Source organism: Novosphingobium sp. (genome assembly GCF_040398825.1).
Classification (GTDB): domain Bacteria; phylum Pseudomonadota; class Alphaproteobacteria; order Sphingomonadales; family Sphingomonadaceae; genus Novosphingobium.
Genome location: NZ_JBBATI010000006.1, coordinates 59,970 through 82,911, shown reverse-complemented (window position 1 = coordinate 82,911; position 22,942 = coordinate 59,970). Strand labels below are relative to the sequence as shown.

General features: G+C 66.4%; 25 protein-coding genes and 1 pseudogene. 9 read left to right on the top strand and 17 right to left on the bottom strand.

Annotated elements, in window-relative coordinates:
- Window positions 1-78: 78 nt before the first annotated feature.
- On the top strand, window positions 79-885 hold the full coding sequence (aat, locus tag ABWP89_RS05265) for a leucyl/phenylalanyl-tRNA--protein transferase (protein WP_353227724.1): 807 nt from the start codon (window positions 79-81) through the stop codon (window positions 883-885).
- Window positions 886-920: 35 nt separating this feature from the next.
- Here aat and ABWP89_RS05260 read toward each other — a convergent pair.
- The 4 genes and pseudogenes from ABWP89_RS05260 to ABWP89_RS05245 all read right to left on the bottom strand — a co-directional run.
- Window positions 921-1,196: pseudogene (locus ABWP89_RS05260) on the bottom strand (DUF2155 domain-containing protein); the annotation flags it as partial.
- 209 nt (window positions 1,197-1,405) lie between these two features.
- The gene (locus ABWP89_RS05255; RefSeq protein ID WP_353227723.1) at window positions 1,406-1,822 is read right to left on the bottom strand and encodes an NADH:ubiquinone oxidoreductase subunit NDUFA12; all 417 of its coding nucleotides are present in this window, start codon (window positions 1,820-1,822) and stop codon (window positions 1,406-1,408) included.
- 54 nt (window positions 1,823-1,876) lie between these two features.
- Window positions 1,877-2,416, bottom strand: a complete 540-nt coding sequence (locus ABWP89_RS05250; RefSeq protein ID WP_353227722.1) for a DUF192 domain-containing protein — start codon at window positions 2,414-2,416, stop codon at window positions 1,877-1,879.
- Complete coding sequence (locus ABWP89_RS05245) at window positions 2,397-3,020, bottom strand: regulatory protein RecX (protein WP_353227721.1); 624 nt, start codon at window positions 3,018-3,020, stop codon at window positions 2,397-2,399. The genes ABWP89_RS05250 and ABWP89_RS05245 overlap by 20 nt, the downstream gene beginning before the upstream one ends.
- 113 nt (window positions 3,021-3,133) lie before the next feature.
- Here ABWP89_RS05245 and ABWP89_RS05240 point away from each other — a divergent pair, with 113 nt between their 5' ends.
- A complete protein-coding gene (locus tag ABWP89_RS05240) occupies window positions 3,134-4,891 on the top strand; it encodes a fatty acyl-AMP ligase (RefSeq protein ID WP_353227720.1) in 1,758 nt (585 codons plus the stop codon).
- 35 nt (window positions 4,892-4,926) lie between these two features.
- On the opposite strand, the gene ABWP89_RS05235 is transcribed toward ABWP89_RS05240, so the two are convergent.
- Complete coding sequence (locus tag ABWP89_RS05235) at window positions 4,927-5,640, bottom strand: SDR family NAD(P)-dependent oxidoreductase (RefSeq protein ID WP_353227719.1); 714 nt, start codon at window positions 5,638-5,640, stop codon at window positions 4,927-4,929.
- Complete coding sequence (gene bla, locus ABWP89_RS05230) at window positions 5,637-6,554, bottom strand: class A beta-lactamase (protein ID WP_353227718.1); 918 nt, start codon at window positions 6,552-6,554, stop codon at window positions 5,637-5,639. Before bla ends, ABWP89_RS05235 begins: the two co-directional genes overlap by 4 nt.
- Window positions 6,555-6,684: 130 nt before the next feature.
- On the opposite strand from bla, the gene ABWP89_RS05225 reads away from it, so the two are divergent.
- The 3 genes from ABWP89_RS05225 to ABWP89_RS05215 are packed head-to-tail and all read left to right on the top strand — an operon-like array spanning window position 6,685 to window position 8,975.
- On the top strand, window positions 6,685-7,905 hold the full coding sequence (locus ABWP89_RS05225; RefSeq protein WP_353227717.1) for a toxic anion resistance protein: 1,221 nt from the start codon (window positions 6,685-6,687) through the stop codon (window positions 7,903-7,905).
- A gap of 6 nt (window positions 7,906-7,911) precedes the next feature.
- Entirely contained in the window at window positions 7,912-8,667 is a 756-nt protein-coding gene (locus ABWP89_RS05220) for a hypothetical protein (RefSeq protein ID WP_353227716.1), read from the top strand.
- 2 nt (window positions 8,668-8,669) lie between these two features.
- Window positions 8,670-8,975 carry a polyhydroxyalkanoic acid system family protein gene (locus ABWP89_RS05215; RefSeq protein ID WP_353227715.1) on the top strand — a complete coding sequence of 102 codons (306 nt, stop codon included), beginning with the start codon at window positions 8,670-8,672 and terminating at the stop codon, window positions 8,973-8,975.
- Between the two features lie 27 nt (window positions 8,976-9,002).
- Here ABWP89_RS05215 and ABWP89_RS05210 read toward each other — a convergent pair whose 3' ends face one another.
- Genes ABWP89_RS05210 through ABWP89_RS05170 form a run of 9 tightly spaced genes read right to left on the bottom strand, consistent with a single transcriptional unit; the run spans window position 9,003 to window position 17,645 of the window.
- Window positions 9,003-9,446, bottom strand: a complete 444-nt coding sequence (locus ABWP89_RS05210; protein WP_353227714.1) for a DUF2721 domain-containing protein — start codon at window positions 9,444-9,446, stop codon at window positions 9,003-9,005.
- A 47-nt stretch (window positions 9,447-9,493) separates the two neighbouring features.
- Window positions 9,494-10,222, bottom strand: coding sequence for a TonB family protein (locus tag ABWP89_RS05205; RefSeq protein WP_353227713.1), 729 nt, complete (start codon window positions 10,220-10,222; stop codon window positions 9,494-9,496).
- Window positions 10,223-10,235: 13 nt separating this feature from the next.
- Entirely contained in the window at window positions 10,236-11,024 is a 789-nt protein-coding gene (gene fdhD / locus ABWP89_RS05200) for a formate dehydrogenase accessory sulfurtransferase FdhD (protein ID WP_353227711.1), read from the bottom strand.
- Complete coding sequence (locus ABWP89_RS05195; protein WP_353227709.1) at window positions 11,011-11,307, bottom strand: formate dehydrogenase subunit delta; 297 nt, start codon at window positions 11,305-11,307, stop codon at window positions 11,011-11,013. Before ABWP89_RS05195 ends, fdhD begins: the two co-directional genes overlap by 14 nt.
- Complete coding sequence (fdhF, locus tag ABWP89_RS05190) at window positions 11,304-14,150, bottom strand: formate dehydrogenase subunit alpha (RefSeq protein WP_353227708.1); 2,847 nt, start codon at window positions 14,148-14,150, stop codon at window positions 11,304-11,306. Before fdhF ends, ABWP89_RS05195 begins: the two co-directional genes overlap by 4 nt.
- Window positions 14,140-14,691 carry a molybdenum cofactor guanylyltransferase gene (gene mobA, locus ABWP89_RS05185; RefSeq protein ID WP_353227706.1) on the bottom strand — a complete coding sequence of 184 codons (552 nt, stop codon included), beginning with the start codon at window positions 14,689-14,691 and terminating at the stop codon, window positions 14,140-14,142. The genes fdhF and mobA overlap by 11 nt, the downstream gene beginning before the upstream one ends.
- On the bottom strand, window positions 14,688-16,232 hold the full coding sequence (locus ABWP89_RS05180) for an NADH-ubiquinone oxidoreductase-F iron-sulfur binding region domain-containing protein (RefSeq protein ID WP_353227705.1): 1,545 nt from the start codon (window positions 16,230-16,232) through the stop codon (window positions 14,688-14,690). The genes mobA and ABWP89_RS05180 overlap by 4 nt, the downstream gene beginning before the upstream one ends.
- Window positions 16,229-16,699 carry an NAD(P)H-dependent oxidoreductase subunit E gene (locus tag ABWP89_RS05175; RefSeq protein ID WP_353227704.1) on the bottom strand — a complete coding sequence of 157 codons (471 nt, stop codon included), beginning with the start codon at window positions 16,697-16,699 and terminating at the stop codon, window positions 16,229-16,231. The genes ABWP89_RS05180 and ABWP89_RS05175 overlap by 4 nt, the downstream gene beginning before the upstream one ends.
- Before the next feature lie 34 nt (window positions 16,700-16,733).
- Complete coding sequence (locus tag ABWP89_RS05170) at window positions 16,734-17,645, bottom strand: LysR family transcriptional regulator (protein WP_353227703.1); 912 nt, start codon at window positions 17,643-17,645, stop codon at window positions 16,734-16,736.
- Window positions 17,646-17,869: 224 nt separating this feature from the next.
- Here ABWP89_RS05170 and ABWP89_RS05165 point away from each other — a divergent pair, with 224 nt between their 5' ends.
- Genes ABWP89_RS05165 through ABWP89_RS05150 form a run of 4 tightly spaced genes read left to right on the top strand, consistent with a single transcriptional unit; the run spans window position 17,870 to window position 21,354 of the window.
- A complete protein-coding gene (locus tag ABWP89_RS05165; RefSeq protein ID WP_353227702.1) occupies window positions 17,870-18,988 on the top strand; it encodes a KpsF/GutQ family sugar-phosphate isomerase in 1,119 nt (372 codons plus the stop codon).
- Entirely contained in the window at window positions 18,985-19,800 is an 816-nt protein-coding gene (locus ABWP89_RS05160; RefSeq protein WP_353227700.1) for a 3-deoxy-manno-octulosonate cytidylyltransferase, read from the top strand. Before ABWP89_RS05165 ends, ABWP89_RS05160 begins: the two co-directional genes overlap by 4 nt.
- On the top strand, window positions 19,800-20,636 hold the full coding sequence (gene kdsA, locus ABWP89_RS05155; RefSeq protein ID WP_353227699.1) for a 3-deoxy-8-phosphooctulonate synthase: 837 nt from the start codon (window positions 19,800-19,802) through the stop codon (window positions 20,634-20,636). The genes ABWP89_RS05160 and kdsA overlap by 1 nt, the downstream gene beginning before the upstream one ends.
- A 34-nt stretch (window positions 20,637-20,670) precedes the next feature.
- Entirely contained in the window at window positions 20,671-21,354 is a 684-nt protein-coding gene (locus ABWP89_RS05150; protein ID WP_353227697.1) for a glutathione S-transferase, read from the top strand.
- On the opposite strand, the gene ABWP89_RS05145 is transcribed toward ABWP89_RS05150, so the two are convergent.
- Together ABWP89_RS05145 and ABWP89_RS05140 are read right to left on the bottom strand one after the other, a co-directional pair.
- Complete coding sequence (locus ABWP89_RS05145; protein WP_353227696.1) at window positions 21,312-21,572, bottom strand: hypothetical protein; 261 nt, start codon at window positions 21,570-21,572, stop codon at window positions 21,312-21,314. The genes ABWP89_RS05150 and ABWP89_RS05145 overlap by 43 nt on opposite strands.
- Before the next feature lie 44 nt (window positions 21,573-21,616).
- Window positions 21,617-22,867 carry a polysaccharide biosynthesis/export family protein gene (locus ABWP89_RS05140; RefSeq protein WP_353227780.1) on the bottom strand — a complete coding sequence of 417 codons (1,251 nt, stop codon included), beginning with the start codon at window positions 22,865-22,867 and terminating at the stop codon, window positions 21,617-21,619.
- Window positions 22,868-22,942 lie beyond the last annotated feature (75 nt).

Sequence of the window (22,942 nt, the reverse complement as noted above, 5' to 3'; positions counted from 1 at the left end):
CCGTGGCGCCAGAAGAAGGTGGCCCATAGTGGGTTGACGACAGTGATGCAACCGGGGAGATCGTGATATCATACCGTCATGGCGCGCGAAGACCCACCCCTGATCCCGCCTGAGCTGTTGCTGCGGGCCTATCGTGCCGGGATCTTTCCCATGGCCGACAGTCGTGACGATCCTGAGGTTTATTGGGTGGAACCGAAAATGCGGGCGATTCTGCCGCTCGACGGGTTTCATCTGTCGCATTCGCTGGCACGCACCCTGCGCCGTGGCCATTTTCGCATCACCTGCAACGCCGCGTTCGATGCGGTGATCGATGCCTGTGCCGCGCCGCGCAGCGATGCGCCCGAAAGCTGGATCAGCTGGCGCATCCGCGACAGTTATCGCGCGCTGCACCGGCTGGGCGCGGCGCATTCGATCGAAGCGTGGCTGACCGATGCCACCGGCACCGAACATCTGGCCGGCGGGCTGTATGGTGTGGAATTTGACCGGGTGTTCTGCGGCGAAAGCATGTTTTCGCGCGCCAATGATGCATCAAAGGTCGCACTGGCATGGCTGGTGGCGGCCATGCGCCACGGCAGGGCGGAATTGCTGGATTGCCAGTTCACCACGCCGCATCTGGCATCGCTGGGCGCGGTGGAGATCACCCAGGCCGATTATCTGCGGCGGCTGGAGGCGGCGATGCGGCCGCTGCGGCCCGGCGCGGCGCGCGGTTATGGCGGCGGCGCATCATCCGCCGCGGCGCCATCGGCCGGGGCATTGTCGGGCGCGTCGGCGGCGGGCGCGGGTTTGGCCTTTGGCTTTGCTGCCCTGGCGGCGGCAGCAGCAGCGGCCGGATCATCCTCTTCGCCCGGGAAATTCATCGCGCAGTCCTTGACCCAGACATCATAGACCGGGTGTTCGACCACGTTGAGCGACGGGGTGTTTTTGAACAGCCAGCCCGAAAACGCCTTGTGCCACCCCAGCCGGTCCTGAACATTGGCGCGTTCTTCGACATAGACCTGCACAAACGCGCCGGTTTCCTGCGGGTCTTCCCACGGGGCGGTGCGTTCACACGTGGCCAGTTTGATGATCACGTTGCCGATGCGGCGCGATTCGCCAGGTTTCAGCACCACGTCCTGGGTGATGTTGTTGCGTTTGTTGATCAGGCCGATGGTCGCCACGCGGTCCTTTACCGGGGTGCCGACGCCGTTATCCACCATCCCGCTGGCCAGCGCCGATGGGCCGGCGGCGGCGGTCGCCTCGGCCGGGGGTGGTGCCTCGGTCTGGCGGCTGCATCCGGCGGTGGCCAGGACCAGCAGCGCCCCGCCGGCCATCACCAGCATGGGGCGCAAATCGGGCCGGAATGGGTCTGGCCGGAATGCCATAAGCCGGTGTGCCCTTTGCACGGGATATCGCAAAACCGCCGCGATCAGGGCTGATCGGGCGACCATGCCTCATAATCGCCGGTGGCGGCAGCGCGCCGACCCCCGCGTTCCAGCGCGCCCTGTGGCCGATAGGCGTCAACCGTGCCGGTGGCGTTGGGGGTGAATTCCACTTCCCAGATGCGCGCCGGCGGCAGATTGCTTTCGGGTGTGCCGTCAAAATTGCCGTGCAGCCAGCCGTGCCATTCGGCCGGCACGCGGCTGGCATCGTTGGCGCCGTTGTAGATTACCCAGCGGCGTTCACGCCCGGCGAACGGATGCCCTTTGGGATAGGGCGTTTTCGCGCGGAAATAGACATTGCCCTGTACATCGTTGCCGACGCGGATGCCGTTGCGTGCGCTGTCAATCCTGGTGCCCAGGGTCGCGCCGTTCCACCAGGTGAAGATCGTGCCGAGAATGCTCATGGCCCACGCGCTTAGCCGGTTCGGGGGGTGCGATGCAAGCCACTAGGCAAGCCGCTACCAGGTGACTTTATCGCCCGGCTGCAATCCGATTTGCGCGGCGCGCCCGGCAATCAGTTCCAGCACGCCAGACACAGCCCCCGCCGACGGCAGCGGCGTTTCATCATAGGGCACCGCATTGGCCACAATGTTGAGCACGCGGTGGTCGGCGCCGACATAGATGATATCCAGCCCGATCACCGTGTTGCGCATCCAGAACGCGGTGCGCCGGGGCGGGTCGTTGGGAAAGATCATGCCTTCATCGGCGCCCATCGCGGTGCGCCACATCAGCCCGCGTTCCTGTGCCAGCGGAGTGGCCGCGACCTCCACCTGAAACAGATGTTCGCCCTTGGTCGTGACCACTCTCAACGGGATGACCGCCAGCCCTGATATCGGGTGCAGTTTGGGTGCGGTGGTTGCGGTGGCGGTTGGCGCGCCGCTCGCGGCATCGGTGGCGGCGACTGGTGAACAGGCGCCCGCCCCCACCAGCATGGCAATGGCGGCGGCCAGCCCGGCCCAATTCGCCTGCACGGCCAGCTTACGAATCATCTGCGTCATCAACCCATTCCTGTGCTGCGGCCTCATCCACCGCTTCGACCAGCGCGCGGGCAAAGGCAAGCGGATGCCCGGCGCGCATCAGCGCCGAAACCTGCTTTGCGCGCGCGGCCGGATCAAGCCTGTTGCCGCCTGAACCGGGCCCGAACGGACCCAGCCGGCGGCGGCGCGCAAACGCCAGGGCGGCGGTGCGCCGGGCATGGTCATTGCCGCTGGCCTGCGCCACCAGCGGTGCATCGATGCCATCGCGCCCCAGCGTTTCCGCAATGCGCCGCGCGCCATAGCCGCGCCGCATCAGCCCTGCCCCGCGCGCCTGGGCAAACCCGGCATCATCGATATAGCCCAGCGCGACCAGCCGTTCGACCACCCCCGCCACATCCGGCGGGGCGCTGGCGTTTGCGCCATCGGTGTCGCTGTCACCGGCCCAGCCGCGTTCGCGCAGCTTGCGTTTCAGATAATCGCCCAGCCGCCCGCCGCTGGTGGCGAACCGCGCAACATAGCCCAGCGCCAGATCGTTCAGCGTTTGCGCGTCCAGCGGCTTTGGCACCTTGCGTCCGCCGCGATGCACCCGCCGTTCATCGCGCCTGTGGTCATTGTCCGTCGTCATGTCCTTCATCACGCCTTATTCGTGCCACAGTCGCGGATATAGGGAAAGGTTAGCGGTTTGCGCCCGTATGCGCCAACCACCAAACGTTAAGTCCAAACCATCCGGGGTAGCAGATGACCGTTTCCGATGCCGTCCGCACCAGCGCGACGCTCCTGCCGACACCGAACGACGATGCGCAGCCGCGCCGCTTTGCCGATTTTCCAACGTTTTGCGATGCGCTGGATTATGCCGCGCAGGGCGAACTGGGGTTCAATTTCCATGATGCGCGCGGAACGCTCACACGGGCCTATTCCTATCGCGAATTGCGCGGCGATGCGCTGGCGGCGGCGCGCCGGCTAATCGCGCTGGGCATTGCGCCGGGCGACCGGGTGGCGCTGATCGCCGAAACCGGGGCCGATTTTGCCGCGCTGTTCTGCGGCGCGATCTATGCCGGGGCGTGGCCGGTGCCGCTGCCGCTGCCCACCAGTTTTGGTGGCAAGGATAACTATATCGACCAGATCGCGGTGCAACTGGCCAGTTCAGACCCGCGCATGCTGCTCTATCCCGATGAAATCGGCGCGATGTGCGCCGCCGCCGCCGCGCGTCAGAACTGCCCGGGTTACAGCTGGGGCGATGTCGCCGCGACCACGCCGGCGGCGGGCGATCTGCCAGTGGCCGACCCCGACGCGATCAGCTATCTGCAATATTCCAGTGGGTCCACGCGGTTTCCCCATGGCGTGGCGGTCACCCATCGCGCGCTGCTGGCCAATCTGGCCGGGCATTCGCATGGCATGCAATTGCAGCCTGGCGATCGCTGTATCAGCTGGTTGCCATGGTATCATGATATGGGGCTGGTCGGCTGTTTCCTGTCGCCGATCGCCAACCAGGTCTCGGCCGATTTCCTGCGTACCGACGATTTTGCGCGGCGGCCGCTGGCCTGGCTCGACATGATCAGCCGCAATCCCGGTACCACCATCTCGTATTCGCCAACCTTTGGCTACGACATCTGCGCGCGCCGCATTTCCAGCCAGAGCCACGTATCCGAACGGTTTGACCTGTCGCGCTGGCGGCTGGCCGGCAATGGCGCCGACATGATCCGGCCCGATGTGATGCAGGGTTTTGTCGATGCGTTCGCCCCCGCCGGGTTCAAGGCCAGCGCGTTCCTGCCCAGTTATGGCCTGGCCGAAGCGACGCTGGCGGTGACCATCATGCCGCCGGGTGAAGGCATCCGCGTCGAACTGGTCGAAGAAGAACGCCTGTCAGGCTCCCCCCGCGATCTGTCGCGCCCCGCCCGCTATCGCGCGATTGTCAATTGCGGGTTGCCGGTGCGCGGGATGGAGGTGGTGATTCGCGGCGAGCACGGCGGATCGCTGCCCCACCACCACATCGGCAAAGTGTGGTGCCGCGGGTCATCGGTGATGCATTCCTATTTCCGCGATCCGGACTCCACGGCCGAGGCGATGGTCGATGGCTGGCTCGATACTGGCGACATGGGCTATCTCAACAGCGCGGGATATCTGTTCATTGTCGGCCGGGCCAAGGACATGATCATCATCAACGGCAAGAACCACTGGCCGCAGGATATCGAATGGGCGGTGGAACAGCTGCCCGGTTTCCACCAGGGCGACATCGCCGCGTTTTCAATCGAAACCGCATCGGGCGAAGAGGCTCCTGCCGTGCTGGTCCACTGCCGCGTGACCGACCCTGCCGAACGCGTGCGGCTGCGCGACCAGATCCGCGACAAAGTCCGCGCGATCACCGGCATGAACTGCGTGGTCGAACTGGTCCCCCCGCGCACCCTGCCGCGCACCAGTTCGGGCAAACTGAGCCGCGCCAAGGCCAAGACATTGTACCTGAACGGCGGGATCGAACCGTATAGCGTGGCGGCCTGACCGCTCATCCGGGGTGACGGTCGAACAGTAACCTGTCAAAACGGAATCGGCGCGCCATCCCACGCGAAAAAGCCGCCAGTGTCTGCCGGGGTCAGGCCATCGATCACGCCCAGCAGCGCCGCGGCGCTCATATCGGGCGTGAACAGCTTGTCCTGCGCCACCCCGCGCTGAAACGCCGCCGATAGCGGCGTGGCGACCGTGCCGGGGTGCAGCGCGACCACCACCGACAAGGGCAGCTTGCGCGCGGCCTCAATCGCGATCGTGCGGATCAGCATGTTCAGCGCGGCCTTTGACGCGCGATAGGCGTGCCAGCCGCCCAGCCGGTTGTCGCCGATCGACCCGACCCGCGCCGACAGCGCGGCGAACACCGCGGGGCGATCCCTGGCCAACAGCGGCAGCACCGCGCGCGCGATCATTGCCGGGACAATCGCGTTGTCAGCAAACTGTTCGGCCAGCGCCGCTGCCGTGACCTGGCGCAGCGCCTTTTCCGGACCGCTGCCATCGGCGCGGGTCAGCCGCCCGGTGGCGACGATTACCACATCCAGCGGCGCGCCGATTGCGGCCACCACCGCCGCCAGTTCATCATCGTCCGTTGCGTCAAAGCGGAACGGGTGGATCTTTGGCCCGTCAGGCAGCGTTCCCGATCGTCCCCCGGCATAGACCACCGCGACATCGTCGCGCGCCGCCAGTTGCCGAACCAGCGCGGCACCGATCCCCCCCGAAGCGCCAAACACCGCACAGCGTTTCATCGGTGTTGCATTCTCCATGCCGCCGGGTCGGTCACAATCCGCGCGACCGCGGCCAGCACCGCCGCATCGCTGGCCCGCACCGCATCGGGCATGCCGGGCGGATCATAGCAGGCCGCGACGGCCAGCGGACTGCGAAAGTGGCGGTCGCCCGCAGGGGCAAGCAACAGCGCCACGTCGTTGACATGGGCGATGGTGCCGGTGTCGGTATAAGTGCCGGTCTTGTCACCGGCCTGCCACGCCCCGTTTTCGACAGCGGGCAGCCCGGCGCGCAACCGGTCCAACCCGGTCGCACAGGCCTTCATCCAGCCCCACAGCTGCGCGCGTGCCGCGCCCGACAGCGCCGGCCCGGTCAGCAATCGACCGACCGTTGCCGCCATCGCCGCCGGGGTGGTGGTGTCGTGCACAGCGCCCGGCGCAACATGGTTCAATGCCGGCTCGGTATTGTCCAGCCGGCTGACCGCATCGCCCAGCGTGCGCCAGAACGCGGTCAGCCCCGCCGGGCCGCCAAACCGTGCCAGCAACAGATTGGCGGCCAGGTTGTCGCTGCGTTCCACCGCCGCCGCCGCCAGCGTCAGGATCGGCAGGCCCGGGCCGCCGGCCGCAGCCTCTGTCACCGGCGAATTGGGCAGCACATCCAGCACCGAGTAGGCCAGCACTTCATCACCATGCGCGCGGCCCGCATCGATTTCCGCCAGCACCAGCGCGGCCAGCGACAGTTTGAAGGTGGAACACTGCGCAAAGCGTTCGTCCTGGCGCCGGCCAAAACCGTGCCCGGTGACCGTGTCGCGCACCATGACCCCCAGCCGCCCGCCTGCCTGCCGTTCCAGCCGGGCAAGCATGCCAACGCCCGCCGGCACGGGTCCGGCCAGCGCGCGAACGGGGATGACACAGGCGCCCAGCGCGCCAACGAACATGCGACGATCCATGCCGCCATGGCTAACCCGATTTCCGACCAACCGCCATGCCTGATCGACAGTGCGCCCTTGCAGCACAGCGCGCATGCGCCCATCTTGGCGCGGCAAGCGCCTCCAGCCGAGTAAACCCATGGCATCGACCAGCAGTGACCCCGCCCTGTCCGCCCCCACGCTGACCCTGACCCCGCCCGACCCGGTGCCGGTGGTTGCGCCACAACAGGCCGCCGGGCTGGTGCCGATCAGCACCGAAACCAAAACCGCGCTGGACAGCCGCGTCGATGCCTATGTCGCCGATCTGATTGCGCAGGACGCGGCCAGCCCCGCGTTCGGGCAAAAGGTCGACCAGCTGACCGCGATGGGGTCAAAGGAAATTGCCGCGGCGGCCGGCATGTCGAACCGCTTTCTGGATCGCCCGGTGCGCGCGATGGACAAGGACAGCGGCGTCGGGTCTGACCTGGCCGCACTGCGCCGCACGGTGGAGGAACTCGACCCCGGCAAGGCCGGGGTGACCACCGGCGGGCGCAAGCTGCTGGGGTTCATCCCGTTCGGCAACAGTGTGAAGCGCTATTTCGACAGCTATGTTTCGGCACAGAGCCATATCAAGGCGATTCTGGACCGGCTGGCATCGGGCAAGGACGAATTGCTGAAAGACAACGCCGCGATCGATGTCGAACGCACCAAGCTGTGGGACGCGATGGGCAAGCTGGAACAGATGATCCACATCGCCCGCGCGCTGGATGCCAAGCTGGAGGATACCGCCAACGATCTGGATCACAGCGACCCGGCCAAGGCCAAGGCGATCCGCGAATCCGCGCTGTTTTATATCCGCCAGCGCACGCAGGACCTGCTGACGCAGATGGCGGTGACGGTGCAGGGCTATCTGGCGCTCGACCTCGTGAAAAAGAACAATGTCGAACTGGTAAAGGGCGTCGATCGCGCCAGCACCACCACTGTCGCCGCGCTGCGCACCGCGGTGACCGTGGCGCAGGCGATGACCAACCAGCGGCTGGTGCTGCAACAGATCACCGCGCTCAACACCACCACCGCCAATATCATCGATGCGACCGGCGCGATGCTCAAGGACAACACCGCCAAGATTCACGAGATGGCGGCATCGAGCACGATCCCGCTCGAAACGCTGCAAAAGGCGTTTCAGAACATCTATGACACGATGGATTCGATCGACACGTTCAAGCTGAAAGCGCTGGATTCGATGAAGACCACCATCGGCACGCTGTCGAACGAAGTGGAAAAATCGCAGGCCTATATTGCCCGCGCGCAGGGCAGTGCGGGTGGCCAGATCGGCGGGCCGGCGCAACACCCCGCGCTCAGCCTTGACAGCGTGGGCTGATCGCAGATGGCCGGGGAAGCCACCGATCATGCGCAGATCATGCGCGCGGCCAATGCGTCGCTGACGTTTCAGCAGCAGGGCGGGCGGCGCAGCGGCTCATCGATCGGGCAACGGTCGGCCGAACTGAAACGCCAGCACGTGTTGCGCAAACTGGTGCGCGCCAGCCTGGCGGTGGCGGTGATCCTGTTTGCGGCGACCGTGACCGGCATCACGATCGGCGGCATCGGGCTGGGCGGGTTTGTGCTGACGCTACTGGCGGTCATGGTCGCGGCCGGTTTTCTGGCGACCTATCCCCGGCTGAAAGTGCCCGACCTGGCCGCGCTGAACCAGGGCGATGTGCGCGCGACCGTCGGCCGGACGCAGTTGTGGCTGGAGGCGCAGCGGCCGACCCTGCCCGTGCCGGCATCGCGCCAGTTGGATGCGATCGGCGTGCGGCTGGATGCGCTGGGCGTGCAACTGGCAGTCATCGATCCGGCCGAGCCGGCGGTGGGCGATGTGCGCCGCCTGATCGGCGAACACCTGCCCGGCATGGTCGCCAGTTATACCCGCATCCCCGCGCACCTGCGCAATGAACAGCGCGGCGGCAAGACCGCCGACCAGCAATTGACCGAAGGCCTGTCGCGGATCACCGACGAAATCGATGCCCTGTCACGCAAACTGGCCGAAGGTGACATCGATGCGCTGGCGACAGAGGCACGCTATCTTGACTATCGCTATGGCAATGCGCTTGAAGACCAAGGCAAATTGACCGGACCGGTATAAACATGCGTCTTGAAATCCCCCACTCGCTCGGCAAGGCCGAGCTGCGCCGGCGCATCGCCGCGCGCATCGACACGGCAGAGGCCAAGGCCGGCGCGCTGATCGGCGGCCCAATGGCGCTGGCGCTGCACTGGATCAGCGAAGACCGCCTGGGCGTAGAGGCCAGTGCAATGGGCTACACCGTCCCCGCCACGCTCGACCTGACCGAAACGACCATGGTGTTCGACGTCACCATCCCCAACGGCCTGGGCTTCGCCCGCCGCATGATCGAAGGCATGATCCGCGAACGCGGCGAAAAGCTGCTGGCGTGATCCTCCCCGGCACGGGGAGGATCAGGTTTACAACTCACCCCGGTGCAGTTCCAGCAATTGGCGTGGCAGGCGCAGCGTGCGGGCGACCAGGCGGGTTTCCAGCAGCAGATAGACCAGCGCCGCCATCAACAGGGTGATCGCGGCCAGAAAGCTGACTTCGGTGGCGATGCGAAATTCGCGGCCGAGCATTTCACCCAGGAACAGCGTGCCCACGGTCACGCCGATGCCGATCCCGGCCGATACCAGGATCAGCAGCGCGTGGCTGATTAGCTGGATGCGCCGGTCGACAAAGCGCATTTCGGTCACCACTGCATCGTGTGCGGCACCGCTGGTTTCGCCATAGAGTTTTTGCAACACGCGCGACCGGTCGACGATGCGCCCCAGCCGGGTGGTCAGGATGTTCATGATATTGCCGATCGCCACCAGCACGAACACCGGCGCGAGCGAAAGCTGAATGGTTTGTGCGATCATGCCGATACAATGCCCGACCGCCGGGCAACGCGCCAGACCTGCATCCATCAGTTCAGGAAAAATCGCTGCTGCCAGCCATATTGCGCCTCCACCGCGTTGCCATCGGCATCGCGCGCAGGTTCAAAGCGGAACCGTTCAACGGCCAGTTTGCAAGTGATCGTATCGGCATCGGGATCGCCGCTCGGCTGATGCACCCGGCACTGGCTGACGCGCCCGTCGGTACCCACGGTCAGCACCACGGTGACCGCGGTACCCAGCCGTTTGGCGCGCCCGGCGGGCGGAAAATCGCGTTCGACCAGATCGCCGGCCAGCTTGACCGGACGGGTGCCGCCGCCGCTGCCATTGCCGGTAACACCATTGCCGGTGCCGGTGCCGGTATTGCCGCCGCCAGTGCCTTCACCGGATGCGGCGGCGCCCGATTGCGCTTCGCTGCCGGTGCCGGCCACCAGGGGCGCAATGGGCGCGGGCAGACGGATCGGGGTGGGTGCGGCGACAAGCTGGTCAGCCTGTGCGCGCTTGCCCGCAGCACCGCTGGCGCCCTGCGCGGCATGGCCGGCCGCGACGGCACTGGGGTGGGACTGTGGTTCGATCACCGTCGCTACGGTCAGCGGTGCCAACCCCAGCCTTTCGGTCAGGACTTGCACGCCGCCAAACGCGCGGATCAGCAGGATGGCAAGCGCGACATGGCCCAGCACGACGGCCACGCCAAGCAGCGCACGCGCGCGGGGTGTCAGCGCGGGGGCATCAGTGAAACGGGCCGGAGGCGGGTTGGCCATGGCAAAGGGCCTATCACGATTCCAGAAAGCTGTCCTGCCGGGCCAGGCTGTACAGCGTCAATCCATGCGCGCGGGCCTGATCGACCGCCATCGTCGATGCCGCGGAAATTGTCGCCAGCATGGGCACATTGGCAATCACCGCCTTTTGCACCAGTTCAAAACTGCACCGGGCGGTCAGCAGCACGAACCCGCTGGCCGGATCGATCCCGGCCAGGGCCAGCGCGCCGATCAATTTGTCAAACGCGTTGTGACGGCCAACATCCTCTCGCACCAAACGGATCGTACCGTCGGCATCGCAAAATGCGGCGGCATGCGCGGCGCGCGTGGCGCGCCCCAACACCTGATGATCGCCCAGAGCAGCCACAGCCCGGAACACCGCCGCCGGTTCGACCGCCAGCCGCGCCGTCACCGGGCGCAACGGGCGCAGCACCTGTTCCAGGCTTTCAATCCCGCACAGCCCGCAACTGCCCTCGGCCAGCCGCAACCGCGCGCGATCGATCAGCGGGCTTGCAGCGGGCGCATCCAGCGTGATTCGCAGCATCCAGCCCCCCGCCGGTACCGCAAAGGCGTCTGCAGCAACAAATTCATGCTGCGCGGTAATAATCTGTTCGGAAAGGCAAAAGCCGATGGCATAGTCGGTCAGATCGGCGGGTGTCGCCATCATCACGGCATAACCGATGCCGTTGATTTCCAGCGCGATCGGCGCTTCGTCAACCAGCGCGCGCGTTACCCCGCGCGGCGGTCTGCCATCGGCAAAATGTTCGACGACGGCAGTGCCGCGCGCGCCATCAACCGGCGTCACACCCGGTATCCTCGGCGTCGGTTGCGCCACGGCGTGGTTCCAGATGCGCGCCCGATGCCAGCCGTTGTACCGCCGCCAACGCGATCGGGTCCAGCCCGTCAGACCCGCGCGCAAACAACTGCTGCTTCATCCGTGCCGACCAGAACGCATGCACATGGTCGGCCACCGCGTTCACCGGGTCTTTGTCGTGGACCAGGTGCTGCGCGATCTGGTTGACCATGCGCACCAGTTTGGCCCCGGTATCGACGGTGTGGACATCCAGCCCATGGGCATCCACGCTCATTCCGCCGGCTCTTCGGCCATGATCCGCCGCGACAGCCCGGCGTGCGCGTCATAGTGTTCCTGCCACGCGCTTGGCCCGTTCGACGGGGTGACCTGCACCGCGGTCACCTTGTATTCGGGGCAATTGGTGGCCCAGTCCGAATTGTCGGTGGTGATCACGTTGGCCTGCGTGGTGGGGTGGTGGAACGTGGTATAGACAACGCCCGGCGCAACCCGGTCGGTCAGATGTGCGCGCAGCGTGGTTTCGCCCGCGCGGCTGGCCAGCCGCACCCAGTCCCCATCGCGAAGCCCGCGATTTTCGGCATCGGAGGGGTGGATTTCCAGCACGTCTTCCTGATGCCAGATCACATTGTCGGTGCGCCGCGTCTGTGCGCCGACGTTGTATTGCGACAGGATGCGGCCGGTCGTCAGCAGCAGCGGATAACGCGGCCCGGTGCGTTCATCGGTGGGGACATATTCGGTGACCACGAATTTGCCCTTGCCGCGCACAAAGCCATCGACATGCATGATCGGCGCGCCATCGGGATAGGCCTCGTTCACCGGCCATTGCAGCGATCCTTCGGCATCGAGCCGGGCAAAGCTGACCCCCGCAAAAGTCGGCGTCAGCCGCGCGACTTCGTCCATGATTTCGCTGGCATGGGTGTAATTCCAGTCCAGCCCCAGCGCACGCGCCATTTCCTGCGTCACCTGCCAGTCTTCATAACCGTTCAGCGGTTCCATCACCTTGCGCACCGGCTGAATGCGGCGTTCGGCATTGGTGAACGTGCCGCTCTTTTCCAGGAAGGTCGATCCGGGCAGAAACACATGCGCGTAATTGGCGGTTTCGTTCAGGAAAATGTCCTGCACGATCACGCATTCCATGGCCGACAGCCCGGCCACCACGTGGCGCGTGTCGGGGTCGGACTGAACAATGTCTTCGCCCTGGATATACAGCGCCTTGAACAGACCGTCGGTCGCGGCATCCAGCATGTTGGGAATGCGCAGGCCGGGTTCGGGATCGATCGGCACGCCCCATTCCGCTTCAAACAGCGCGCGCGCCGCCGGGTCTGACACGTGGCGATAGCCGGACAATTCGTGCGGGAAAGACCCCATGTCGCAGGCGCCCTGCACATTGTTCTGCCCGCGCAAGGGGTTCACCCCCACGCCGCGCCGGCCGACATTGCCGGTCGCCATCGCCAGATTGGCAATCGCCATCACCGTCGATGACCCTTGCGCGTGTTCAGTCACGCCCAGCCCGTAATAGATCGCGCCATTGCCGCCGGTGGCGAACAGCCGCGCCGCACCGCGCAGGGTTTCGGCATCAACCCCGGTAACCGGCGCCAGAAATTCGGGGCTGTGGCGCACATCGGACACGAAATCGGCCCAATCACGATATTCATCGATGTCGCAACGTGCGCGCACGAACGCCTCATCCGCCAGGCCCTCGGTCACGATCACATGCGCGATCGCGGTCAGCACCGCGACGTTGGTACCCGGGGTCAGCGGCAGGTGATAATCGGCCTCCACATGCGGCGACCGCACGATATCGGTGCGGCGCGGGTCGATCACGATGAGTTTTGCGCCCTGGCGCAGGCGCTTTTTCATGCGGCTGGCAAACACCGGGTGGCCATCGGTGGGGTTGGCGCCGATCACCATGATCACGTCGCTGGCTTCGACACTGTCGAAATCCTGCGTGCCGGCCGATGTGCCAAAGGTGTTTTTCAGGCCATAACCGGTGGGCGAATGGCACACCCGCGCGCACGTATCGACATTGTTGGTGCCGAACCCGGCGCGCACCAGTTTCTGCACCAGAAAGCCTTCTTCATTGGTGCAGCGGCTGGATACGATGCCGCCCAGCGCATTGTTGCCGTGGGTGGCGGTGATCCGCTTGATCTCGCTGGCGGTGTACGCCAGCGCCTCTTCCCAACTGACTTCGCGCCACGGGTCCTGGATATGCGCGCGGATCATCGGTTTGGTCACGCGGTCCTGGTGGCGGGCATAACCCCAGGCGAACCGGCCCTTCACACAACTGTGCCCGCGGTTGGCCTTGCCATCCTTCCACGGCACCATGCGCACCACCTGTTCCCCACGCATTTCGGCGCGGAAGGTGCAGCCGACGCCGCAATAAGCGCAGGTCGTGATCACCGATCGTTCGGGTTTTCCAATCGCAACAACCGCCTTTTCGTTCAGCGTGGCGGTCGGGCAGGCCGATACACAGGCGCCGCACGACACGCATTCGGACGACAGGAAATCGTCGCTGGCGAGGCCGGCGCTGACCTTGGATTCAAACCCGCGCCCCGAAATGGTCAGTGCGAAGGTGCCCTGCACCTCTTCGCACGCGCGCACGCAGCGCGAACAGACGATGCATTTCGACGGATCGAAATCGAAATAGGGGTTCGATGTATCAGGCGCCGCACCCAGGTGGTTTTCTCCCTCATAGCCATAGCGCACATCACGCAGGCCGACATTGGCGGCCATGTCCTGCAATTCGCAATCGTTGTTGGCGCTGCAGGTCAGGCAATCGAGCGGGTGGTCGGAAATGTACAGTTCCATCACCCCGCGCCGCAATTTCTGCAGCCGCGCGGTTTCGGTGTGCACCACCATGCCATCATTCACCAGCGTGGTGCACGATGCCGGCGTGCCGCGCATGCCATCGATTTCCACCAGGCACAGCCGGCACGATCCGAACTGTTGGACCATGTCGGTCGCGCACAGCTTTGGAATTGCCCCACCCGACAGCGCGGCGGCGCGCATCACTGTGGTGCCGGCGGGCACGCTGACCATGCGCCCGTCGATCGACACGGTTACGGTGGTATCGCTGGTAACGGCAGGCGTGCCGAAATCGGCCTGGGGTTCATAGCCCATGGTGCGGTTCCTGTGCGGCGGCCCGATCGGCCGGCGTGTTGATATTGAAGGGCTGGCGCGACAACGGCACGGCGCGCGCGCCGATTGCGCAGGCAAACGCGCGCATCGATCGCGCGCGGGGTTCGGCCGTGGCCATCAGCGCATCCAGTGCAGGCCCCGCGCCCACCGGCCACAGCCCGATCACCGGCGCGCTGTCGCAATGGGCCGGGCCGGGTGACAATTCGCCGATCAGATCATCGGGCAGATCCATGCCATCGACCGGGATCGACAGCACCGCATCAAACCCGTTTGCGGCCGCATGGTGCAGCGCCGCGTTAAGCCCGCCCAACGGCCCCATCCCGGCCTGCGGCCGATCCGCGACAACCGCGACCGGTGCGTCATCGCGCCCTGCCACCACCACGGCATCGCACTGCCGTTCCAGCGTGGCCACCGCGCGATCGAGCAATGTGCGGCCGCCGATCAGGGCCAGCGCCTTGTCACTGCCAAAGCGGCGCGATTGTCCGCCTGCCAGCACCACACCAAGAATGCGGGCGCCGTTCATTCCGCCGCCTCTGGCACGGCCGCCGGCAGCCCGAAATGGTCGGGAAAATGGCGCAGGGCCGACAGCACCGGATAGGGCGTAAAGCCGCCCATCGCGCACAGCGATCCGAACTTCATCGTTTCGCACAAGTCTTCCAGCAGCGCGATATCATCGGTCAGGCTGCGCGGCGCCTTGCGCGCGTTGTGCATCTGCGGCAGCAGTTCCACCGCGTCTGCCCCGCGCCCCGATCGTGCGCGGATGCGGTCGATCACCTCCACCCCGCGGGTCGATCCGATCCGGCACGGGGTGCATTTGCCACAGCTTTCGATCGCGCAGAACTGCATCGCAAAGCGCGCCTGCGCGCTCATGTCGGCGGTATCGTCAAACACGCTGATGCCGGCGTGCCCGATCAGGCCATCGGCCGCGGCAAAGCTTTCATAATCAAACGGCAGGCCGAAATCGGCGGGTGTGTGATAGGCGCCCAGCGGGCCACCCACCTGCACCGCCATGACCGGGCGACCGCTGGCGGTGCCGCCACCGATATCCATGACCAGTTCGCCCAGCGTGATGCCAAAGCCCGCTTCGAACAGCCCGCCGTGGCGCACATTGCCGGCGATCTGGATCGGCATCGTGCCGCGCGACCGGCCAAACCCGACCGCGGCATAGGCCGCGCCGCCCTGCGCCATGATCCACGGCACAGCTGCCAATGTCAGCACATTGTTGACCACGGTCGGTTTGCCAAACAGGCCCTCGATTGCGGGCAGTGGCGGTTTGGCGCGCACTTCGCCGCGCTTGCCCTCAAGACTGTTGAGCAGCGAGGTTTCCTCACCACAGACATACGACCCCGCGCCGACGCGGATTTCGATCCGGAATGGCGCGATGATGCCCGCCGCCAGATCGACTGCTGCACGCATCTTGGCGATCGCATGCGGGTATTCGCTGCGGATATAGACATAGCCGGTATCGGCGCCGACGGCATGCGCGGCAATCGCCATACCCTCGATCAGCAGGAATGGATCGCCCTCCATCACCATGCGGTCGGCAAAGGTCGCGCTGTCGCCTTCATCGGCATTGCATACGATGTATTTTTGCGCGGAAACGGTTTTCGCAACCGTCGTCCATTTGATCCCGGCGGGAAAGCCCGCGCCGCCGCGCCCGCGCAGCCCCGATGCGGTGACTTCGGCAATCGTCGCCTCTGCACCCAGTTCGCGCGCGCGGAACAATCCGGCCCAGCCGGCAGTCGCGGCATAATCGTCCAAACTGAGCGGACGGGTTTTTCCGGCGCGCGCAAAGGTCAGCCGCTCCTGCCGGGCGATGAACGGATGATCGGCAATCGCGCCGATCCCAAGCGCACTGGTGCCATCCAGCACCGGTGCCACATCGCCCACCGACAACGGGCCAAAGCCCTGCCCGTCAATTTCGGCCAGTGGTTCCAACCAGTGCATACCCCAGCTCGACACGCGTTCGACATGGCAACCGGCCGCAGCAAACGCCGCAGCAACGGCATCCGCCCCGCACGCCAGCGCCAACGCGTCATCGCTGATACGAACTGTCCGGGTCATGCCGCGCACTCTACCGCCACCGTGTCAACCAGCGCGGCCAACCGCGCCTGGTCCAGCCGGGCGTGGAGCGTGGTGCCGATCATCGCATTGGGCCCGACGCTGCACAGCCCCAGGCAATAGATCGGTTCGATCCGCACCCGCGTTTCCCCGGCAAAGGCGGCGGCCAGCGCATCAACCCCGCGCGCCTGACAGCTTTCGGCGCGGCACAGCCGGATCACCGGCAGCGTTGCGGGCTCGACATGAAAATCGTGATAGAAACTGATCACCCCGTGTACTTCGGCGCGGCTGAGATTGAGCGCGCGGGCGATATCCGCAATCAGCCGTTCGGGCACATGGCCAAACGATGCCTGAATGTCGTGCAGGATCGGCAACAACGCGCCTTCGCGCGCGGCGTGCGCGGCCAGAATCCGCGCCAATTCGGGATCGATGACTGCCCGGGCTGTCCGGTCAAGAGTTTCGTTGGTCATAGCCCGCTTTTATGGGCCAATCTGCCCATGCAGGTCAAATCGAAAGGGGCGAAGGGTGATAGATGCCATCTATCACAAACGCATGCGCCGCCGCCAGCGCCGCGCGTGCGCGGGGCAGGGCCGGATCGCGATTCTGCGTTACCAGCCCGATCGCCCGCGCCGGTTCGGGCGGATCGAGCGGAAGCAGGCGCGCCCAATCCGCCCCGCCCAGCAGCGGCGCATAACTGTCGGGCACGATCGCGCAAAACGCGCCCGATGCCACCAGCGCGAACAGCGCGATATGGCTGTCCGCCGTGGCGCGCGGGCGGGCGACAATCCCGCGTGCGGCCAGCCGCCGATCCAGAATGCGCCGGAACAGCATGGTTTCATCCAGCAGGCACAGATCCTGCGCCACCGCATCGTCCCAGCCGATCGCGGTGGCGCCATCAAACCGCCCGCCGCGCCGGGTCAGAAACAGGTAATCCTCGCTCGCCAGCGGCACGGTCACCACGCCGGCGGGCGCTTCCTGGTCCAGATAGGTAATCCCGGCATCGATTTCCATCGCCGCCAGCCCCTGGTCGATAGCGCGCGCGGTGGCCGACCGCACCGACAGCACCAGCCCGGGATTGGCCGCCAGCAGCCCGGCACCAAACCGCCCGACCAAGGGCAGCGCGGCGGGGATTACCGCCAGCGTGAACGGTCCTTCCAGCGGGGTGGTGGCCACCGCCGCGGTCATCGCGCCCATTGTGCCCAGCATCTGCTGCGCCCACGGCAACATCGCCTCTCCATGCGGGGTCAGGCCGATAAAGCGCCGGTCGCGGTCGATCAGCCGGCGCCCGAAATGCTGTTCCAGCGCGACCAGCCCCGATGACAGCGTGGGTTGCGACACACCGCATTCCTCTGCCGCGCGGGCAAAGTGGCGTGCGCGCGCCAGCGTGACGAAATAGCGCAAGTGGCGCAGCTGCATGGGCTCCTCCTTCGATGGAACCCTAGCCGCGCCCGGCGCCGGTGTCATCGGCCACGCGCAAGTATCGGGAATGCATCGGGAATGGGGGCAACCCCTTAGCAACGTCCGCGTTTGCCGCTGTAGAGGATGGACGCGAGAAACATGGTTTGCGCACAGGGGCCGTCCGATCACGCCGGAATGCCGCTGCGGCGCAAATGTCGTGCTGTGGCAGGGACACGAAAACAATGGCGACCATCCATGCGATCGACAACAGGGCGCGCGCGCCGGACGGCATTGGCCAGTCGCTGACCGGCGGCGTCCCCATACCCGACCTGCCCATACCCGACCTGCCCATACCGGACCTGCCCATACCCGACCTGATCGCCCAGGCGCGGCGGGTGATCGAAACAGAGGCCGACGCGCTGGTGCAACTTGCGCGCGATCTGGACCACAACTTTGCCGATGCGGTGCGGTTGATCATCACCACCACGCGGCGGGTGGTGGTGACCGGCATGGGCAAATCGGGGCATATCGCGCGCAAGATCGTGGCGACGCTGTCAGCCACCGGCACGCCCGCAATGTTCCTGCACCCGGCAGAGGCGGCGCATGGCGATCTGGGCATGGTCATGCCGGGTGACCTGCTGATGGTGCTGTCCAATTCGGGTTCAACCCCCGAACTGGTGCCGATCATGCGCCATGCCCGCCTGCTGCACTGCCCGATCGTGGCGATTGCCGGGTGTGCGGCATCGCCGGTGGGGCGCGGCGCCGATGTCACGCTGGCGCTGCCCCCGGCGCCAGAGGCCTGCCCGATCCGCATCGCGCCGACCACATCGACCACCATGATGCTGGCGCTGGGCGACGCGCTGGCGGTGACCGCGATGCGCCAGCGCGGGCTGTCGCGCGCACAGATCATGCGCCTGCATCCCGGCGGCGCGATCGGCGCCGGGCTGACCCCGGTTGACGATCTGATGCACCGGGGCGCCGCCATGCCGCTGGTGCCGCTGACCATGCCAATGCGCGAAGTGATGGTGGTGATGACCGAAAAGCGCCTGGGCATTGCCGGGGTGGTCGATGCGGCCGGGCAGCTGTGCGGGGTGATCACCGATGGCGATCTGCGCCGGCATATCGACCGGTTGATGATTGCCGGCGCGGCCAGCGTGATGACCCCGACACCGCGCACGATCCCCGCCGGCAGCCTGGCCGGCGATGCCCGCACGATCATGCGTGACGCCCGGATTACCGCGCTGTTCGTGGTGGCGTGCGATGATCCGTGCCGCCCGCTGGGCGTGGTTCACATCCATGATCTGGCAGCCGTGGGTGATCCGGCGCTGAATGATCCGGCAACTTCCGATCCCGCCACGTGACCACCACCCCTGGCGGCGTGATCATCGTCATCCCCGCGCGTTACCACTCCACGCGTTTTCCGGCCAAGCCGCTGGCCCTGCTGCGCGGCGCGCAGGGCACATTGCGCCCGCTGATTGAGCGGACCTGGCGCGCGGCCAGCGCCGTCCCCGGTATCGACCGCGTGGTGGTGGCGACCGACGATGCCCGCATCGCCGATGTCGCACAGGGCTTTGGCGCGGAGGTGGCGATGACCCCGGCGGACTGCCGCAACGGTTCCGAACGCTGCGCCGCGGTGCTGGCCATGCTGGGCGATGATCCGCGGCTGGTGATCAACTGGCAGGGCGATGCGCCACTGACCCCGGCGGCAATGGTGACCACGCTGATCGAACGGATCGACGCCAGCCCCGACATCGGCGTGATGACCCCGGCGGTGCCGTGCACCCCGGCCGTGCTGGCCGCGCTGATCGCCGATCAGGATGCGGGCCGGGTGGGCGGCACCACGGTGGTGTTCAACCAGGCCCTGCGAGCGTTGTATTTTTCAAAGCGGGTGATCCCTTATGTGCCGCCCGCGCTGCTGTCGGCAGAGGCGCCACAAGTGCATTTGCATATCGGCGTCTATGCCTATCGCCCGCGGGCTTTGCGCATGTATGCCGCCGCGGCCCCTTCGCCGCTGGAAGACCTGGAAGGGCTGGAACAGCTGCGCTTTGCCGACATCGGCGTGGGCGTGGGCGTGGCGCTGTGCCGGCCACCGGGGTGCGACCTGATCGAATGCAACAACCCCGGCGACGTGGCGCAAATCGAACGCGCGCTGGCCACGCTGGGGGTGGATTGATGCCACTGACCGCACTGGGAATTGGCGAAAACCACGCGCAGCCATTCCTGATCGCCGGGCCCTGCGTGATTGAAAGCGAGGCGTTGTGCCTGACCGTGGCCGACCACCTGGCGCGGCTGGCGGCGCGGACGGGGATCACGGTGATCTTCAAGGCCAGTTTCGACAAGGCCAACCGCACCGCGCACACCAGCTTTCGCGGGCTCGGGCTGGACGCCGGGCTGGCCGTGCTGGAAAAAGTGCGCGCGCGCACCGGGCTGCCGGTGTTGACCGACGTCCACAGCGTGGACCAGGTCGCCGCCGCGGCACAGGCCGTCGATTTGTTGCAAACCCCCGCGTTTCTGGCGCGGCAGACCGACCTGATCGCCGCCGCCGCCGCCAGCGGGCGGCCGGTGAACATCAAAAAGGCGCAGTTCATGGCGCCCGACGACATGACCCCGGTGATCGCCAAGGCGCGCGCCGCCGCGCGTGCGGCGGGCCTTGGCGACAACCGCTTTCTGGTCTGCGAACGCGGCACCATGTTCGGCTATAACAACCTGGTGGTCGACATGCGATCGCTGACCACGCTGCGTGCAACCGGTTGCCCGGTGGTGTTCGATGCCACCCATTCGGTGCAATTGCCGGGCAGCCTGGGCGGATCATCGGGCGGCGCGCGCGAGCACGTGGCCCCGCTGGCACGCGCGGCGGTGGCGATCGGCGTCGGCGGCCTGTTCATGGAAACCCACCCCGATCCGGACAATGCGATGTCCGACGGACCCAATGCCGTGCCGCTGGACCAGATCGACACGCTGATCGCGCAACTGTTGCGCCTGGCCGAGGCGGCGCACGGTTCGGATTGACCGCAAGGCCGGGCATCGTGATAGCGGCGCGACCATGCCGACCCCACCCATCCTCTACAGCTTCCGCCGCTGTCCCTATGCGATGCGCGCGCGCATGGCGCTGCTGATCAGCGGTGTGCGGGTTGAATTGCGAGAGGTTGCGCTGTCGGCCAAACCGGCGGCAATGCTGGCCGCTTCGCCCAAAGGCACGGTGCCGGTGCTGGTGCTGCCCCACGGACAGGTGATCGACCAAAGCCTGGACATCATGCGCTGGGCACTGGCACAGCATGATCCCGAACTGTGGCTGGCGCGGGACGATGCGGACCTGATCGCCCACAACGATGGGCCGTTCAAACATGATCTGGACCGCTACAAATACGCCGACCGCCATGCCGGTGACGCGGCTGACCATCGCGGTGTCTGCATGGCCTTCCTGCGCGAACTCGATCAGCGGCTGGCTATTACCACCCACCTGGGCGGCACCGCACGCGGCATGACCGACATGGCGATCATGCCGTTTGTGAGGCAGTTCGCGGGCGTTGATCCAGAGTGGTTCGCATTGCAGCCATTGCCGCACCTGCAAGCATGGCTGACCGGCCATGCGGAATCCCCGCTGTTCGACGCCATCATGCGCCGCACCCGACCATGGTCACCTGACGACGCACAGACCGATTTGCTGTGGCCTGCGGGCCACGATCAGGCCGGCGTTTCAACCAGTTCGACGATATCAAACGCATAGCCGGCCCACCCGCGCTGCTTTGCCGCCTCCTGCGCAGCGGTGCGCTTGCCGCGCGCCTCTGCCAGTGACCGGGTGTGGCCCCAGAACACCTCGGTCTTGCCGTTTTCCAGCGTCGCGACGATGCGCCAGTAATGCGTGAAGGCGTCGGTCACCGGCCCGATGGTTTTGACATAGCCATCGGGCAGGGTCGCGGTCAGATAGCGGCGGCGCTTTTTCATCGCGCACAGTTTTGCGCGATGAGACCGTTCGGCGCAATGGCGGCCTATTTCACCTGGTTCACGATTCCCAGCCCGGCATAGGCAAAATTGGCCAGGGTGGACGAAAATTTCTGCAGGTCCGCACCGGGCGCGTTCGCCACGTACAGCACATCGTGATCGCGCATGCGAAACCCCTGGGCGATGAAGAACGCGGCCGGGTCCGCCATGTTCAGCCGATAGATGACCGGCACGCGGCCATCGGGCGTGGTGTGCGCGCTGGCGGCCAGCGCGGGATCGAGCGCGGCGGGCAGTTCCAGCCGGAACAGGAACACGCCGTGCATGTCGGCGCGATTGTCGTTCAGCCCGCCGGCACGCCCCAGCGCCTGTGCCAGCGTCATGCCGGTCGCCTCAAACGGCACATCGGCGTTGGTGCCGGTCGCGCCCAACACGGTGAACGACCACGGCTGAAACAGCGCGGTCACCACATCGTCGGGCGCCAGCCGCACGTTTTGCGCCGGGTCGCGGATCACCGCATCCAGCGGCATCGTCACCACCGTGCGCCCGCGCGTGATCTGCAGCACCATTTTGGTGACCGGCTGGCGCACCCCGCCGGCATTGGCCAGCGCATCCAGCACGCGTTCGCCATGCGGGGTCACGCTGAACCGCCCGGCGCTGGCGACATCACCCAGAACCGACACGTTTTTCAGCATGTTGCGGGTGATCCGCACGATCGCCTGGGGATGGTTGGCCTTGCCCTGCAGGCGATCGGCAATATCGCGTTCGACATCGTGCGGAGACCGGCCCGCGACCGTGACATCGCCGACAAACGGCACCACGATACGCCCGGTTTCATCCACCATCTGTTCGCCCAGCGTCGCGCTGCGCGCCGGCTGAATGCCCGAACTGCCTGGCCCGATCGGGTTGATCGCGCCAAACAGCGCGGCGGGCGGTGCCTCCCAAATGGCGACATCGACGGTGTCGCCGCGGCCGATCACACTGCCCACCGGCGCCACATCGCCCAGCGTTTCGGCGAACGAGGGGCGTTGTTCGGCCCGATATAGCTGCGCGGCGGCCGCACCGGTCAGATCGACCACCGCAATCGGCGCCGCCGCCACCGGCGTTCCCGCCGATCGCACGACCGCCCCGGTATAGGGCCCGGTACGCCCGAATTCGCCACAGCCGGCAACCGTGCCCGCCAGCGCCAACGCCGCGAGTGGCCGAAAAGCGGCCCTGCCGGCCGCGCCCAGCCCGCGCAGATCCAGCCACAGACCCAGCCGCTGCCGCGGCGCACCACGTCCTTTGCCCCACACCATCATTGCCACCTTTTGCCTGTGCCGCCGCGCGCAGCGATTGCACCGCGCGCCACCCGTGCCGATCGGGTCGACCGGCAC

What these genes read in the sequence shown, in the direction of transcription:
- ABWP89_RS05215 (WP_353227715.1), top strand. Translation starts at nt 8,670, where the DNA reads ATGCGTCTTGAAATCCCCCACTCGCTCGGCAAGGCCGAGCTGCGCCGG.
- ABWP89_RS05240 (WP_353227720.1), top strand. Translation starts at nt 3,134, where the DNA reads ATGACCGTTTCCGATGCCGTCCGCACCAGCGCGACGCTCCTGCCGACA.
- ABWP89_RS05140 (WP_353227780.1), bottom strand. Translation starts at nt 22,867, where the DNA reads ATGATGGTGTGGGGCAAAGGACGTGGTGCGCCGCGGCAGCGGCTGGGT.
- ABWP89_RS05195 (WP_353227709.1), bottom strand. Translation starts at nt 11,307, where the DNA reads ATGAGCGTGGATGCCCATGGGCTGGATGTCCACACCGTCGATACCGGG.
- ABWP89_RS05205 (WP_353227713.1), bottom strand. Translation starts at nt 10,222, where the DNA reads ATGGCCAACCCGCCTCCGGCCCGTTTCACTGATGCCCCCGCGCTGACA.
- ABWP89_RS05170 (WP_353227703.1), bottom strand. Translation starts at nt 17,645, where the DNA reads ATGCAGCTGCGCCACTTGCGCTATTTCGTCACGCTGGCGCGCGCACGC.
- ABWP89_RS05150 (WP_353227697.1), top strand. Translation starts at nt 20,671, where the DNA reads ATGCCGACCCCACCCATCCTCTACAGCTTCCGCCGCTGTCCCTATGCG.
- aat (WP_353227724.1), top strand. Translation starts at nt 79, where the DNA reads ATGGCGCGCGAAGACCCACCCCTGATCCCGCCTGAGCTGTTGCTGCGG.
- ABWP89_RS05175 (WP_353227704.1), bottom strand. Translation starts at nt 16,699, where the DNA reads ATGACCAACGAAACTCTTGACCGGACAGCCCGGGCAGTCATCGATCCC.
- ABWP89_RS05235 (WP_353227719.1), bottom strand. Translation starts at nt 5,640, where the DNA reads ATGAAACGCTGTGCGGTGTTTGGCGCTTCGGGGGGGATCGGTGCCGCG.
- ABWP89_RS05180 (WP_353227705.1), bottom strand. Translation starts at nt 16,232, where the DNA reads ATGACCCGGACAGTTCGTATCAGCGATGACGCGTTGGCGCTGGCGTGC.
- kdsA (WP_353227699.1), top strand. Translation starts at nt 19,800, where the DNA reads ATGCCACTGACCGCACTGGGAATTGGCGAAAACCACGCGCAGCCATTC.
- ABWP89_RS05225 (WP_353227717.1), top strand. Translation starts at nt 6,685, where the DNA reads ATGGCATCGACCAGCAGTGACCCCGCCCTGTCCGCCCCCACGCTGACC.
- mobA (WP_353227706.1), bottom strand. Translation starts at nt 14,691, where the DNA reads ATGAACGGCGCCCGCATTCTTGGTGTGGTGCTGGCAGGCGGACAATCG.
- fdhF (WP_353227708.1), bottom strand. Translation starts at nt 14,150, where the DNA reads ATGGGCTATGAACCCCAGGCCGATTTCGGCACGCCTGCCGTTACCAGC.
- ABWP89_RS05250 (WP_353227722.1), bottom strand. Translation starts at nt 2,416, where the DNA reads ATGACGCAGATGATTCGTAAGCTGGCCGTGCAGGCGAATTGGGCCGGG.
- ABWP89_RS05255 (WP_353227723.1), bottom strand. Translation starts at nt 1,822, where the DNA reads ATGAGCATTCTCGGCACGATCTTCACCTGGTGGAACGGCGCGACCCTG.
- ABWP89_RS05220 (WP_353227716.1), top strand. Translation starts at nt 7,912, where the DNA reads ATGGCCGGGGAAGCCACCGATCATGCGCAGATCATGCGCGCGGCCAAT.
- ABWP89_RS05210 (WP_353227714.1), bottom strand. Translation starts at nt 9,446, where the DNA reads ATGATCGCACAAACCATTCAGCTTTCGCTCGCGCCGGTGTTCGTGCTG.
- ABWP89_RS05165 (WP_353227702.1), top strand. Translation starts at nt 17,870, where the DNA reads ATGGCGACCATCCATGCGATCGACAACAGGGCGCGCGCGCCGGACGGC.
- ABWP89_RS05245 (WP_353227721.1), bottom strand. Translation starts at nt 3,020, where the DNA reads ATGACGACGGACAATGACCACAGGCGCGATGAACGGCGGGTGCATCGC.
- bla (WP_353227718.1), bottom strand. Translation starts at nt 6,554, where the DNA reads ATGTTCGTTGGCGCGCTGGGCGCCTGTGTCATCCCCGTTCGCGCGCTG.
- ABWP89_RS05145 (WP_353227696.1), bottom strand. Translation starts at nt 21,572, where the DNA reads ATGAAAAAGCGCCGCCGCTATCTGACCGCGACCCTGCCCGATGGCTAT.